General features: G+C 47.7%; 13 protein-coding genes. 8 read left to right on the top strand and 5 right to left on the bottom strand.

Going from position 1 to position 14,620, the window contains the following annotated elements; genetic code table 11:
• A partial coding sequence (locus I4W93_RS05695; protein WP_224673280.1) for a hypothetical protein occupies positions 1 to 835 on the top strand: 835 nt, incomplete at its 5' end.
• Between the two features lie 5 nt (positions 836 to 840).
• Here the strand turns inward: I4W93_RS05695 and I4W93_RS05690 are convergent.
• On the bottom strand, positions 841 to 2,244 hold the full coding sequence (locus I4W93_RS05690) for an aminotransferase-like domain-containing protein (protein WP_205310357.1): 1,404 nt from the start codon (positions 2,242 to 2,244) through the stop codon (positions 841 to 843).
• Positions 2,245 to 2,334: 90 nt separating this feature from the next.
• On the opposite strand from I4W93_RS05690, the gene I4W93_RS05685 reads away from it, so the two are divergent.
• Together I4W93_RS05685 and bktB are read left to right on the top strand one after the other, a co-directional pair.
• Complete coding sequence (locus I4W93_RS05685) at positions 2,335 to 3,699, top strand: pyridoxal phosphate-dependent decarboxylase family protein (RefSeq protein ID WP_205310358.1); 1,365 nt, start codon at positions 2,335 to 2,337, stop codon at positions 3,697 to 3,699.
• 34 nt (positions 3,700 to 3,733) lie between these two features.
• Entirely contained in the window at positions 3,734 to 4,918 is a 1,185-nt protein-coding gene (gene bktB / locus I4W93_RS05680; RefSeq protein WP_205310359.1) for a beta-ketothiolase BktB, read from the top strand.
• A 43-nt stretch (positions 4,919 to 4,961) separates the two neighbouring features.
• Here the strand turns inward: bktB and I4W93_RS05675 are convergent, their stop codons facing one another.
• From I4W93_RS05675 to I4W93_RS05665, 3 genes are all read right to left on the bottom strand, one after another.
• Entirely contained in the window at positions 4,962 to 5,606 is a 645-nt protein-coding gene (locus I4W93_RS05675; protein ID WP_205310360.1) for a DsbA family oxidoreductase, read from the bottom strand.
• Complete coding sequence (locus I4W93_RS05670) at positions 5,603 to 6,220, bottom strand: thiol:disulfide interchange protein DsbA/DsbL (RefSeq protein WP_205310361.1); 618 nt, start codon at positions 6,218 to 6,220, stop codon at positions 5,603 to 5,605. Before I4W93_RS05670 ends, I4W93_RS05675 begins: the two co-directional genes overlap by 4 nt.
• An 82-nt stretch (positions 6,221 to 6,302) precedes the next feature.
• Complete coding sequence (locus I4W93_RS05665) at positions 6,303 to 7,172, bottom strand: LysR family transcriptional regulator (protein ID WP_205310362.1); 870 nt, start codon at positions 7,170 to 7,172, stop codon at positions 6,303 to 6,305.
• Between the two features lie 326 nt (positions 7,173 to 7,498).
• On the opposite strand from I4W93_RS05665, the gene I4W93_RS05660 reads away from it, so the two are divergent.
• The 5 genes from I4W93_RS05660 to I4W93_RS05640 all read left to right on the top strand — a co-directional run bounded on the left by I4W93_RS05660 (position 7,499) and on the right by I4W93_RS05640 (position 13,729).
• The gene (locus tag I4W93_RS05660; protein WP_438646773.1) at positions 7,499 to 8,608 is read left to right on the top strand and encodes an S-(hydroxymethyl)glutathione dehydrogenase/class III alcohol dehydrogenase; all 1,110 of its coding nucleotides are present in this window, start codon (positions 7,499 to 7,501) and stop codon (positions 8,606 to 8,608) included.
• Positions 8,609 to 8,755: 147 nt separating this feature from the next.
• A complete protein-coding gene (gene fghA / locus I4W93_RS05655) occupies positions 8,756 to 9,607 on the top strand; it encodes an S-formylglutathione hydrolase (protein WP_205310363.1) in 852 nt (283 codons plus the stop codon).
• 123 nt (positions 9,608 to 9,730) lie between these two features.
• Positions 9,731 to 10,144, top strand: coding sequence for an HIT family protein (locus tag I4W93_RS05650; protein WP_205310364.1), 414 nt, complete (start codon positions 9,731 to 9,733; stop codon positions 10,142 to 10,144).
• A gap of 42 nt (positions 10,145 to 10,186) precedes the next feature.
• Positions 10,187 to 11,632: a GGDEF domain-containing protein gene (locus tag I4W93_RS05645; protein ID WP_205310365.1), complete on the top strand. Its 1,446-nt coding sequence runs from the start codon at positions 10,187 to 10,189 to the stop codon at positions 11,630 to 11,632.
• Between the two features lie 183 nt (positions 11,633 to 11,815).
• A complete protein-coding gene (locus I4W93_RS05640) occupies positions 11,816 to 13,729 on the top strand; it encodes a bifunctional metallophosphatase/5'-nucleotidase (RefSeq protein ID WP_224673278.1) in 1,914 nt (637 codons plus the stop codon).
• 2 nt (positions 13,730 to 13,731) lie between these two features.
• Here I4W93_RS05640 and I4W93_RS05635 read toward each other — a convergent pair whose 3' ends face one another.
• On the bottom strand, positions 13,732 to 14,565 hold the full coding sequence (locus I4W93_RS05635) for a tetratricopeptide repeat protein (RefSeq protein ID WP_205310367.1): 834 nt from the start codon (positions 14,563 to 14,565) through the stop codon (positions 13,732 to 13,734).
• Positions 14,566 to 14,620 lie beyond the last annotated feature (55 nt).

Genomic DNA, 14,620 nt, shown 5'->3' with positions numbered 1-14,620 from the left:
CGTTAGCAGAAATGGAAGACTTATGATTTTCTATGAAATTAAATTTAAATTCCCACCTAAAAAGAATCTGAAAAAGATTGAAGAATGCGTGCTAAATACAATTAGTACTGAACCGCCAGTCAATACGGGGGTTGAGCGTAAAAAAGATGAAGTAAATATATATGGGGAAATGTTAGATGAATTTAACAAAAAATTATGCAAGCCAATATTTGAATTAATTCTTGCGGAAGGTGGTTTTGACGCATTAATCAAAATTTTTCACGAATCTGTTGGTGAGTATGTATATTACTCATTTAATGAAAATGAAGTCGTTGAAATTGATTTTGCTGAATGGATGTCTAGAAAACAAGCAAACAAAGAGCAAGAGACTTTTATCTTTGATGGTAAAGATGGGAATGATAACACTCTGTTGTTAAGGGCTAGAGTGAAGTCAGAGAAGAAACGCGAAGGATTAAAATCAATTTTTTTGATTGAAGATGAAAGTTCATTCAAAGAAGCGTTTAATTCATATGATCCTAAAAAAATAAAATGGCCTTCATCCTTCGTTGACGATCGTTGGGAGGAAGGCCCTGAAAATCTCTTTGACGGATTTTCATTTGTTGTAGAGAAAGACAATTTTCTGTACATAGGCTACAACTTGGAGGGCATTAGTATTGTAAACCAATATAGTATTACAGCATTGCTATACGCGATAATGGCAACCGGTGCAACTGACAAAGTTTGGGCAAAACATCGAAAGAAGGGAATGGGAGAAAAGCAATTCGTAGAATTGGAAGGGACTGTATATTACGGAAGCTTTAAAGATAAAACTAAAGATGATTTCTGGAGATTTTAGGGCAATTATAAAACGTTTTTTTCAATATGAACGAGCTGACATAACAGCTCTAGTTGTGAGTATATTGCTTTGCTTGGAATCAACCCAATATTAAGCCGTACGCAGTCTTGATATAGTTTGGTCGTCGAAAAAAGGTTGCCAGGTTTAATATAAACCCCTTGTTTTGCCAATTTCACTGCTAATTGCTGGGTATTTACGTTAGGTATTTTTACCCAAAGAACCAAGCCACCACTGGGTACAAATATCTCTGCCTGCTCAGGTAAATTGTTTTTAAGAAATTTAACGTAGTCAGAACATTGCGCTGAGATGGCGCGGTTAACTCTTTTCACGTGAGTCTCGTAATATCCATTAGCAATATAGTCAGCCAAGGCCAGTTGTATGGGTTGATTGTGACCAAGTGAACGTATCATTCGTTGTTGAATAAACTCATTTTTAAATCGCCCAGGCAAACACCAACCAAGTCGCAGACCGGGAGCTAGTGTTTTAGACACGCTGCTGCACCAAATTACCCAGCCTTGTTGATCAAAATATTTCAATGGCAACGGGATGGTTTGTTGATGGCTTAACTCTCTAAAAACGTCATCTTCAATGAGTGGAATGCTATATTGGTTGGCAAGTTTAATTAATAGTTGTTTCTGCTGGTTGCTAAGGCTATGCCCTGTTGGATTTTGATGGTTAGCAGTTAACAAGCATGCGGTTATTTCTTTCCGTTTCATCGCTTGTTCCAGTTGCCCTAATTCAATTCCTTCATTGGTGCTTGGGATCTCTAATATCGCTCTATCCAATACCCCTAACACGTTTAATAAACCTGAGTAACATGGAGAGGTAACAGCGATAACATCACCGGGTTTACTCACACATTCGAGCGCTATTAAAACTGCATCAAGGCAGCCGTGTGTTACGACCAGATCGTCATGATGACACATAAAGCCTTGTTTTTTAAAGTAATTGGATAACTGCCAACGCAATGCTTTGTTGCCTTGAATTTCATCATATTGAAGTGATAATTCAGTCTGTTTTGTTATTGATCTAAAACTGCGCTTTATCAGAGTATCGTCAATTAACTCTGCATCGAGTTGCGCGGTTGCTAAAGAGGGTTTGCTAATCAGGTCGGTCTGCAATTCAAGTTTTATAAGGTTTTTAGTCACGGTACTTTGAAATATCGGGAAATGTTTAATGCCCTGTTCAGTTTTTAGCGGGAGAACGAAGTAACCTTTTTTATATTCTGCGACAACGTAGCCCCGCTGCTCTAGATAACGGTAACAAGTGAGAGCCGTTGTCATACTGATATCATGCAGTTTGCAAAAATGTCTCAGTGAAGGCAATTTTGAATTTGCCTGAAGATGTCCTTTTTCAATGCTGGCAATCACATTTTGAGCGATTACTACGTATTTTGCGGCGGCGTTCATCTGTTATCTTAAAAATGTTGAAATCTGTATCTGTTATCTAATGCTGCCCATCATAAACTAGTTACATCTTTCAATATAGCGAAGCTCATAATGCAGTACTCACTTCAAGCGAATCAAACAATACTGGACGCTTTGTCCCGTCAGTTTTTTATCTTTCATCAGTCACTTCAAGCACGAGACGTGGCAAGTAAAAAACTGGCACAACCAACAGTTTCTTTTCCAGAGAGAGGTATCAGTTTTAAGCAGCTTGACCAATTAATTGAAACTTGTATTCAACCCGGGTTATCAGCTAGCAATGGTGGTAGATATTGGGGGTTTGTGACAGGTGGCGCCAACCCTATCGCAACTTATGCGGATTGGCTTGTAACGACATTTAATCAAAATGTGTCCAAAGGAGGAGACTCAGTCGCAACTGCTTTGGAGCAACAAACGCTAGCTTGGTTATGTGAGTTATTTGAGTTGCCGCAAACATTTGGTGGTACTTTTACCACCGGCGCAACCGCAGCGAATTTATTAGCTGTAATCACTGCACGTCAATACGCAGGCAAACAACAAGGAATAGATGTCGCAAAGTCTGGCATGAAGCATGTAAATGTAAGTATTTATAGTGCCACACCACATGCGAGTATGATCAAGAGTTTAGGATTAGCGGGTCTTGGGCAGGACAGTTGGCAGCCCATAGTATGCAATAACGGCGAAGAATCTATGAATATTGCGGCATTGGAAGCAGCTTTAAATGCATGCAATGCAAGCAGCAAAATTGTTATTGCAAGCGCAGCTACCGTAACAGGGACTGATTATGATGACTTTACTGCGATTTCAAAGATTTGCAAAAGATATAATGCATGGTTGCATGTAGATGCTGCTTTTGGAATATTTGAACGCTTAATCACGGGGAAAGATGGAAAAACCCGCGGTATAGAATATGCCGATAGCATCACGCTTGATTGCCATAAATGGCTAAATGTACCTTATGATTGTGGTGTATTTTTAACCCGGCATATTCCACTACTGCAGGCTAGCTGTGAAGTAGCAGCGCCTTACCTGGCAGGTTCTGAAAATGGTATTCCCTTTATGTCACTCGGTATCGAAAATTCCAGACGATTTCGTGCCTTTCCTGTTTGGGCTACGCTTATGGGATATGGACGCGAAGGAATTAGGGCTAATATAAAGGCTAATATTGAACAAGCGGCTATTTTAGCAAGTTGGTTAGACAAATCTGCTAAGTTTGACTTGGTTAAACGGTGTGAATTGAATGTGGTATTGTTCAAACCTAATTCAGCAAAGTTAAACCTTTCCAGTAATGAATGCATCGCCAAGCTGAATGCATCTGGGCAAGTTTTTTTAACACCGGGGAATTGGCAAGGACAACCAATAATTAGAGCGGCACTGAGTAATTGGTCTATCAGTGTCGAGGATGTTGAAAAAGTGATTGCGATTTTAGCAACGCTGTAGGCACTAGAGTCAAAGTTGTATTGAGGGAGTTTAGATGAATTTGTCAGACGTGGTGATTTTAGCTGGTGCCCGTACCGCCATTGGTAGCTTGGGTGGCAGTTTAGCGGGCTTAAGCCCGGCGCAGCTTGGCACCGCGGCGGCCAAAGCAGCTATTAGCCGTGCTGGTGTAGCGCCAACGGATATCGACCATGCCGTGTTTGGCCATATTATTACCACCGGTGCAGAAGATGCCTATTTAGCGCGGCATATCGCATTAAACGCCGGTATGGCAGCCGGTTCTGCCGCCTTTAATGTCAACCGCTTATGCGGTTCTGCGCTGCAGTCGGTGATATCGGCGGCGCAGCTTATTCAACTTGGGCAAAGCACTATAGCGCTGGCCGGTGGCGCCGAGAGCATGAGTAACGGCGCTTATTTACTGCCGAATGTGCGGCGCGGCTTAAAAATGGGCCACGCTGGCATCACAGATTTAACTTTAGGTATTCTGACCGACCCGTTTGGCAGCGGCCATATGGGCATTACCGCAGAAACCATCGCCGCCCAATATGGCTTTAGCCGCACCGACTTAGATGCCTTTGCGCTAATAAGCCAGCAGCGTGCTGCCAATGCACAGCAGCAGGGCTGGTTTGACAGTCAGATAGTGCCGCTAACCGTTCAGGTTGGCCGAAAAGAAGTGCAATTTGACCGTGATGAGCATATCCGAGCGGATACCACAGTAGAGAGTTTAGCTAAGCTTAAGCCCGCGTTTAAACCAGATGGCATAGTTACCGCCGGTAATTCCTCGGGCTTAAACGATGGCGCTGCTGCCATGTTGCTAACCAGCCGGTTTGAGGCGGAAAAACGCGGCCTTAAGCCGCAAGCGCGCCTTGTCGGATATGCGTTTGCCGGCGTGGAGCCGGGTGTGATGGGATTAGGACCGATACCGGCAGTACAGCAGGTGCTGGAGCAAACCGGCTTAAGTGTGGCTGACATCGATGTAATTGAGTCCAACGAAGCTTTTGCTGCCCAGGCACTGGCAGTAAGCCAGACGCTGGGCTTTGACAACGCAAAGGTCAACCCCAACGGCGGCGCTATCGCGCTGGGGCATCCGGTGGGAGCTACAGGTTCGATACTAATCATCAAATTATTGGCAGAGCTTAAGCGTATTGGCGGCCGTTATGGCTTGGTAACCATGTGTATCGGCGGTGGTCAGGGGATTGCGCTGTTGCTTGAGGCGCTTTAACAGACAGCGCTTAGTTTTTGCTAAGCGCTAGACGAGTGCAGGTTTAGGCCATTTCGTTGGCAATTTGCTGCAGGCTGGCGGCCAGTTGGGCCGGTTCCTGCGCGCCGGAGATCAGGTATTTGTTATTCACAATAAAAGCCGGTACCGAAGAAATGCCAGCTTGCTGATATTTAGCGATATCTTCTCTGACGATAGCGCTGAAATCATCACTGGTTAAAATACGCTGTGCGTCGTCTTTATCCAGCCCGGCTTGTTCAGCGCAGTTGGCTAACACTTCAGCGTTGGACACATCTTTAGCCTCGCCAAAATAGGCATCAAATAACGCCAGCTTCATAGCGGTGGCTTTGTTCTGAGTGGCTGCCCATTTTACCAGCCGATGTGCATCAAAGGTATTGCAGGTAAAACGCTGCTGCATCCTGGTAAAATTAAGCCCCAGATCAGCGGCTATTTGCATCATATTGGCTTGCGCTGCGCGCATTTCGTCCTCAGAACGGCCATATTTGCGGCTTAATGCCGGTAAAATAGGCTCTTGCGGCGCGTTTTTGTCCGGATTAAGTTCAAAGGCATGCCATTCCAGCTCAGTTTGTAACTGAGGCAATGTCGCCAGGGCTTGCTGCAACCGAGCGTAGCCGATAGCACACCATGGGCAGGCGATATCTGAAACCAGGTCGATTTTCAATGTGGTCATTCTGCGGCTCCGGGCTTTAAGCTTAACAGGTGGTTGATCAGCGCATTAAACTGCTGTTGCGATGACACTGCGCTGATGTTGACCAAGTACTTGTCGTTGACGATAAAGCTTGGCACTGAGCGGATATTGGCATCACGGATCGCCTGGTCGTATTCGCTGATCAGCGTATTTATTGGCATGCTGCTAAAGTTGGCATCAAATTTATCGTTGTCCACGCCAAGCTCAGCAAATAACTGTTTTAGCGCATCACGATTTTGCGGTGGTGTACGCTGCTGATGAATTTGTGCGAACAGCGCAGTGGAAAACGCCGGCGCCACATTTAACGTTTCGGCCAGTGCATGAGCGCGCTGCACATCCGGCGCCATTGGACCGCCGTGAAAAGCCACTGGTATTTTGTAGAACGCGGCGTCTGCAGGCAGTGCCAACTTTAACTGCGCAACTATCGGCTCAAAGTTATAACAAAACGGGCAATAATAAGAGAAATACTCCACTACATTAGCCGTGTCGGCTGCTGGTATGGGCAGGGTTTGATAATGCTCACCCTCGTTAAAACTGTCGTTGGCGTAACTTAGGCTGGCAAGCAGCAGGGTAAAAGCACAAAGCAGGTATTTCATAATGGGTCCAAAATTGTGGTTAATGCTAAAACGCTATCACAGCACAGATTAAGCACCAAGCTGGTTTGCTGTGAAAACCGCATTAATTCAGCTTAGCGGCAAGGTAGTCAACCAGCACCCGCACCTTGGCAGACAAATGCCGGTTTTGCGGATAAAGCGCCCAAATGCCGTCGTCAGGCTGGCGCAGCTGGTTCAGTACGGCTACCAGCTCACCGCGTTGAAGTTTTTCGCCGACATAATAATCCGGCAGCTGCACCAGGCCTAAACCTTTCAGAGCGGCATCTAACAATGCCACACCACTGTTACAGACAATACGGCCCTGCGGCTTAAATTGGACCACTTTGCCCTGCTGCATAAAACGCCATTGCGCTACGGTGCCGGTTAAACACTGATGCTGCGCCAGCTCCGTCAGGTTTTGTGGTGTACCGTTTTGTGCCAGATAAGCCGGTGAGGCCACTACATACTGGGTTCTGCTTGCCAGCTTGCGTGCTATCAGGCTGGAGCTTTCCAGAGTGCCCAGGCGTATAGCCAGGTCAAAGCCGCCCTGGACTAAATCCAGTTTGTTGTTGCTCAGCTGTAAGTCCAGCTCCGTGTCGGGGTAGAGGCGCATAAAATCATGCAACAGCGGGGCGATGCGGGTTTCACCATAAAACACCGGCGCGGTAAGTTTGATTTGGCCGCGAGGGGTGGCTTTTAAGTTTGCCAGCGTGCGGTTAGCTTCTGCTAAACTGGCGACCAAATGCCGGCAATGCTGCAAATACAATTGGCCTTCTTCGGTTAAGCTAACACTGCGTGTACTACGATACAGCAGTTTTATCGCTAGCATGGCTTCAAGCTCGGCAATATTGCGACTAACCTGGGCGACTGAAATACCCAGTTGTTTGGCGGCTTTGGTAAAGCTTTGCAGCTCTGCCACGGCGACAAATTCGCTGATGCCAATCCACTGTTTCAATTAAACCTTCCTGTATTAAATCGGCTTTGCTGAAGTAAAGCTGCAGTCCCGAAACTGCACTAAGGCAGCGGTTAGAACCCCGTTCTGGTTGCCACAGAGTGTCTGAGCGAGCGCGCCAGCGCGAACGAGTTGCTGCGGCAAGCCAGGGCGGGCGTTGTAACGCAAGCTGCCGTGCCTTTTACTTGCATAGTTTTGCATATATGAAAAACTGATTTGCATTTTAGTTGCATTCATACTGATATGGCAAAAATAAAAATCAGGTTACACTTGCTGGTAACAGATTTTTGCCCTGTGCAAACAACAAAAAGGACAACCTGATGCAAATGATAAAAACACGCGCCGCTGTGGCCTGGGGGCCGGGCCAGCCATTATCGATTGAAGAAGTGGATTTAATGCCACCGCAAAAAGGCGAAGTGCTGGTTAAAATTATCGCCACCGGCGTGTGCCACACTGATGCTTTTACGCTGTCGGGTGAAGATCCTGAAGGTATTTTTCCAGCGATTTTAGGCCATGAAGGTGGTGGTGTAGTAGAAGCTGTAGGCGAGGGCGTAACCTCGGTTGCAGTGGGTGACCATGTTATTCCGTTGTACACCCCGGAATGCGGCAAATGTAAGTTTTGTTTGTCCGGTAAAACTAACCTGTGTCAGGCCATTCGTGCCACCCAGGGGAAGGGGCTAATGCCCGACGGCACCACGCGCTTTTCTAAGGACGGCAAGCCAATTTATCACTACATGGGCACTTCGACGTTTTCTGAATACACAGTTTTGCCGGAAATTTCGCTGGCTAAAATTAATAAAGCCGCCCCGCTGGAAAAAGTGTGTTTGCTCGGCTGTGGTGTCACCACCGGTATGGGCGCGGTAATGAACACAGCCAAGGTGAAAGAGGGCGATACCGTAGCTGTTTTCGGTTTAGGCGGTATCGGTTTGTCTGCCATTATTGGCGCGGTAATGGCCAAAGCCAGCCGTATTATCGCTATTGATATTAACGAAAGTAAGTTTGATATCGCCACCAAGCTTGGCGCTACTGATGTTATTAACCCGAAAAATTTCGACAAGCCAATTCAGGACGTTATCGTTGAAATGACTGATGGTGGCGTAGATTTCTCGTTTGAGTGTATCGGTAATGTTAACGTTATGCGCTCGGCGCTGGAGTGCTGCCATAAAGGCTGGGGCGAGTCGGTCATTATTGGTGTAGCCGGTGCCGGCCAGGAAATTTCGACCCGGCCATTTCAGCTGGTTACCGGCCGGGTGTGGCGTGGTACGGCCTTTGGTGGCGTAAAAGGCCGCACTGAGTTGCCGGATTATGTTGAGCGGTATCTAAACGGCGAATTTGAGCTGGATACCTTTATTACCCATACCATGCCGCTGGAGCAGATCAACGAAGCCTTTGATTTGATGCATGAGGGTAAGTCTATTCGCACCGTGATTCATTTTTAGTGAGAAGCAGATGTAAGTGATGGACGGATTAGAACCCCGTTTTGGTCGGCACAGAGTGTCTGAGCGAGCGCGCAAGCGCGAACGAGTTGCTGTGACGAGCCAAGGCGGGTGTTGTAAGCTGTCCAGACTTAAAACTATGGATAATCTATGACAACTTCAACATTAAGCAAAGTCAGCGAACAGCTTTGCTTTGGTGGCAAACAAATTCGTTTTACCCATACATCCACTGCGCTGAGCTGTGATATGCAGTTTTCGGTGTTTTTACCGCCACAGGCAGAAACACAAGCTGTGCCGGCGCTGTATTGGCTGTCGGGTTTAACCTGTACTGATGAGAATTTTTCCGCCAAAGCCGGGGCGCAGCGAGTAGCCGCTGAGCTGGGTATCGCGTTGATTATGCCGGATACCAGCCCGCGCGGTGATGCCGTACCGGATGATGCAGACGGCGCTTATGATTTTGGCCTTGGCGCCGGCTTTTACGTTAATGCTACGCGCGAGCCGTTTGCTAAGCATTACCGCATGTACGAGTACATTGTTAACGAACTGCCGCAGTTAATTGAAGCCGCACTGCCGCTGTCGGATAAGCGCGCTATCAGCGGCCATTCGATGGGTGGTCATGGCGCTTTAGTCATTGGTCTGCGTAACCCGCAGCGCTATAGCAGCATTTCGGCGTTTTCACCTATTTGCAATCCGGTTAATTGCCCCTGGGGTATTAAGGCATTTAGCGGCTATTTAGGCGATGATAAAGGCCAATGGCAGCAATATGATGCATCTTTACTGTTAAGTAGTGCAGAGAAGCCACTGCCGCTATTGGTTGACCAGGGTACGGCAGACAGTTTTTATCCTGAGCAATTGCGCACCGACAGCTTAATTGCTGCCGCCAAGCAAAGCGCTGCGCCGGTTGAGATCCGCCTGCAGGCAGGTTATGACCACAGCTACTATTTTATCGCCAGCTTTATAGAACAGCATCTTCGGTTTCATGCGCGGTATTTGTGCAGTTAAAACGCTTTGCTGCAACACCCGTGTTTGCGTACTAATCTGTTCCGTCAAAAGCTGGTTTAATATCGTCAAGTACTGGCATAATCGACTAAGTTTGCTGTATTGGCCCGCATTAAGGAGAACTGCATGAGCTACGATAACAACAATATTTTCGCCAAAATTCTGCGTGATGAAATCCCCAGTTTTAAAGTGTACGAAGATGACTACACGCTGGCCTTTATGGATATTATGCCGCAGGCCGACGGCCATACCCTGGTGATCCCGAAATTTCAGGCTGAGACGCTGTTAGATATTCCGGCAGACGAGCTTAGCCATACCATGACCACGGTGCAAAAAGTGATGTCGGCGCTTAAATCTACCCTTGGCGTTGAAGGCGTAGTGCTAATGCAGTTAAACGGCGCTGCTGCAGGCCAGACAGTACCGCACTTGCACTTTCACTTAATTCCGGAGCATTTATCTAAATTATCCGGCCATGGAGCTGGAATGGGCGATATGGAAAAAATAAAAGCACTGGCGGAAAAAATTCGCGCAGCGCTATAATCAGTCTTAAGCTTTTGCTGAAATAACAATAATAAGCAGCATATGACGCACTTCTATCAGCGATTATCCAGTTTTGCCCGGCAACTTTCTACATCAATGCTGTTGCGGAATCTGTTGCTGTTCGTATTGTGGTTGGCAGTATGGATGCTAGGATTGCTGGTGGAATACACCGAACACGCCAGCGTTTGGTTCCCGGCTGCCGGTCTGACTTTCGCGGCGTTGTTTATTGTCGGTGTGCGTGCTATTCCAGCCTTGTTGTCGGCTTGTGTTCTTATCACTTTCTGGGCCGGACATTATTATCAGCTGCAGCTGGATTCTTGGCAGTTGCTGCAAGGCGGCTTACTATTTGGTGTCGCGCATATCATTCCATACTATGCCGGTGCCCGAATCTTGCGCCAGCTGGCTAATCGTGGTCAATTCAACCTGCCGTTATTTGTTATTGGCTTTTTGCTCATTGCCGCACTTAGTTCAATACTGGCTACTATTGCAGTTATCGCCGCGTTGGTGCTATCTGCCATGCTGCCATTTTCTGCAATCAGTAGCACCTGGTTACCCTTCTGGATTGGTGATTTAGCCGGCGTAGTCGTTATTGCGCCGTTGTTTGCCAGCGTGCTTAGCGTATTGTATCCAGCGCCGAAGTTTGTATTGGAAAACTATATCGGCCCGCAGCAACGCATCGCCACAGCACAATTTAAGTACAAACTTGCGCTTACTTTATCGTTGTTAACGTTGGCAATGTTATTGGCCTGGTATGCCAATACACCCGAGAGCGCCTTTGCCGTTTTTTTTCTGGTGATACCGCATATGTGGATTGCCTGTACCGAGTCTGCCTTTTTCAACGCAGTTAGTGTGGCATTGAGCAGTTTTTTTATCGCGTTGTTGGTTAATTTGCTGGCGTTGATGGACTATGTGATGGTGTACCAATTTGCTATTAATGTTATCGCAGCCAATGCATTATTTGCATTAGCTGTGCCTACGCTGACAGCCGCGAATTATCAACTAAGGCTTATCGCCGCAACTGACAGTTTAACTCAGGTGGCGTCACGCGATCATTTACAACAACGGGCCGAGCTGGAAATCAGCCGCTGCCTGGAGCAAGCTCAACCGCTGTGCTTGATGGTGTTTGATATTGATCATTTTAAGCAGATTAACGATCAGTTAGGCCATAGTGTCGGCGATCAGGTATTGCAGCAAGCGTGTCAGGTAACGCAGCATCTTCTGCGGCCAACTGATGTAATTGGTCGTTATGGCGGTGATGAGTTTGTCGTGATACTACCCAATACCGAACAAGATGCCGTCGTCGCTATAGGCCAGCGTATTATTGAACGCTTGCTACAGATTGAGCTGGCAGATCAATTGCAGGTCTCCGCTAGTTTTGGTGTGGCCGCGCTACAAAGCGGCGATAGCTTTCGTAGTTTGTTTGAGCGTGCCGACAGTGCTCTGTATCGTGCTAAACAGCAGGGGCGCAGTCAGGTCGCCTGGCATTAAGTGGGTTGGCTGCTGTGAGTAGGTGCATGCGGTGCTACGCTATTTTTACTTGAGTCAGTGTAGATTTGTGCTTAAGGTAGCAGCCATTACGGCTTATGCTGGTGTTGTCTCAAAGGTATTTGTATGCGTTTTGTCTGCTCTCTAGTTTCCGTTGCTTTAATACTCTGTGGCTGCACTGTGCCAATGCCGCAACAACAGGTTTTTACTGTACGTCTTATACATATCAACGACACCCACTCACAATTCGATGCCAGCCCGGCTAACGTAAAAGACGCTGCCGGTGAGCCTATCTTTACCTTCATTGGCGGTCATCCGCGTTTATTGACCCAAGCTAAGCAGTTAAGGCAGCAAGCTGCGCAAGAGGGTGTGCCAGCGCTGTTTTTACATGGCGGTGATGCGTTTAAAGGCAGTGCTTATTTTGAGCTGTTTGAGCAGCGCATCAATATCGATGTGTTAAACCGAATGAACATTGATGCCATGGCGCTGGGTAACCATGAGTTTGATATTGGCCTGAGCAAACTGGCGGACTTTGTCGACAAGGTAAACTTTCCTTTGCTGGCTGCCAACGTTGATACCAGGGCTGAGCCGCTGTTGGTAAATAGCCAAAACCTGAAGCCTTACAGCTTATTTGTACTGGACAACAACCAATTGAAAGCTGTGGCGAGTGTTGATGCAGCAGCAGGGCGTGAGCTGGTGGCGGTATTTGGCCTTGCGCTTGAGGATATGCGCGCCATAGCACCCGATACCGGTGCGGTAATATTTAACAATGAAATGCAAAGTGCGCAGCATACCGTCGATGTATTAACGGCGCAGGGAGTTAAGCACATTATCGCGCTAACGCACTTGGGGAATCAGCGCGACCTGGCGCTGGCCAGCGTGGTAAATGGTATCGATGCCATTGTCGGTGGCCACTCGCACAGTCTGCTAGGTGATTTTCGCCACTGGTACTTAGGCAACCAACGGCCCTATGCTCAGCTGGTAACTAACCCGGATGGCAAAGGTAAGACCTGTGTGGTGCAGGCAGGGCAGTTTGCGCAGGCTGTGGGCTTGGCTGAAATTAAATTTGACGCAACCGGTGCTCTGCTAAGCTGTGCCGGGCAAAATACCTTGCTGGCGGGCACAGATTATTTTCGCTCAGCGCTGCGTAATGAAGCCAGCCGTATTGCTGCAGCTGAACAAGCTGCGACAGAGCGTTATGTTGCCGGTCTGCCGCGCACCGCCATTGTGGCCGAAGATACCGCGCTGCGCGCTGTACTGGATAGCAGTTATTTACCGGCTGTACAGCAAGCCTACGGTGCAGTGATTAGCAGCACCGAAAGCGAAGTGCCGCATGTGCGCCTGCCCGGTAGCGGCGGCAGCGACCAGCATGGTTCGCCGCTGGCAGGGCATATAGCCGATGCCATGCTTAACTATGTTAACCAGGATGCGGTACAACACCTTATGAAACGCCCGGTGCAGCTGTCATTGGTTGCGGCTGGCAATATCCGTGCGCCTTTGGCGGCCGGTGAGGTGCGCGAAGGTAATATTCGCCTGGAAGTACTGCCGTTTGATACACCGCTTAGCGTGCTGAGTATCAGCGGTACAGATTTGCGCATGCTACTGACCGATATTATTAGTCAGTCGGTGGTCGCCGGTGCCCATACCGGTAAGTTTCCTTATGTTGCCGGAATACGCTATGTGGCGAAGCAAACCGGCCCGGCTACCGCAGAATTAACCACGCTGGATATTAAACACGACGGCAGCTGGCAAACTGTTCAGCCGCTACAACGTTATAGCCTGGTAACCACCAGTTATCTGGCCGATGGCAATGACGGTTGGCAGTTGCTGCAGCAACTGCAGGCAGAACACAGCGACCGGCTGGATATTATCCTGCGCCAGCAGCAAGTGGTGTTATATCCGGTTAAACGCGTTATCGCTATACAAGACAGTAGCGGTCAGCAGTCTTTTACTACGCAATATCATAATGTTGCCGCGCTACCGTGCAAAACAGACGGTGTAGATTGTAAAGTCGCCGCCCAGGCGTTTATTGCGTATTTACGCGCTAACCCGGCGCTGTGGCAACAACAGCGCGAGCCAACGGTAACCTTGTTAAAGTAAGCTCAAATAAACGGCAGTCCAGCGATAATTACAGCTGCTATTACAAACAGCAGCATCGCGGGCTTGCGTAGTGATGCCTTGTCAACTGATATTACTGAGTCGGTAGGCGAGTGCATGTCCACAGCGACGAACGAGTCGTCGATTATAGAGTCGGCTTTTTTTATCAGTTGTTGTTGCTTAAGCAGGTCGCCTTTGTTTTCATATACACCAGCTAATACTCTAAGGTATGCACTGTAGGCAAAGCGCGAAGGCGGGCCATTTCGGCCAATATGCAGCAGATAAAGGTTAACGGTGGCAGTTGCGTCATCGTGTCGTTGATGACGGCCATAAAAGTCAGCGAGGAAATAAACATAGGATGATAAATCCTCATCATCTTTAACCACGCAGCTTTTGGCTACTTCAAGGCTTTGCTGCAGGTAGTGCTCAGCGTCTGCCAGTAAATCCCAATCTTCATAAAGCTCTGCCAGCTCATACAAGGTAGCAGCCTCATCGTGTTTAGTATCACGTAAGTGTTGCAGTTGTTGAAGAACTAAGCGGTAATAGGGTATTACTTTTTTATCGCCGTCATAAGCAAAGCAGTATTGCTCATAGGTCGCCAGCAGCTGTTCACTGTATTGACCAAATAGCTTTTGCTGCAGGCGCACTACCTCAGGTAATAACGCCAAACCTTCGGCTTTAAAATTAAAATCAATATAACGTTCTGCCAGTTTGGCTAGCACCGGCTCCAAAGCTGCATCCCCGGCTTTGTCTGCCTGTAATTGGTCAACTTGTTGCTGCAGTTTTAAAAGCTCAGGGCCATATTTAAAGCGCAAGCGTAGTTTTTGCATAAATGGCATGCATACATCCTTGTTAAAGCTAATGAATATGCCGAATGACGTTGGCAGCGGGTAT

Source organism: Rheinheimera maricola, from assembly GCF_016918075.2.
Taxonomy (GTDB): domain Bacteria; phylum Pseudomonadota; class Gammaproteobacteria; order Enterobacterales; family Alteromonadaceae; genus Alishewanella; species Alishewanella maricola_A.
Note: the sequence above shows the minus strand (reverse complement) of the source record. Positions and strands in the feature narration are given on the sequence as shown.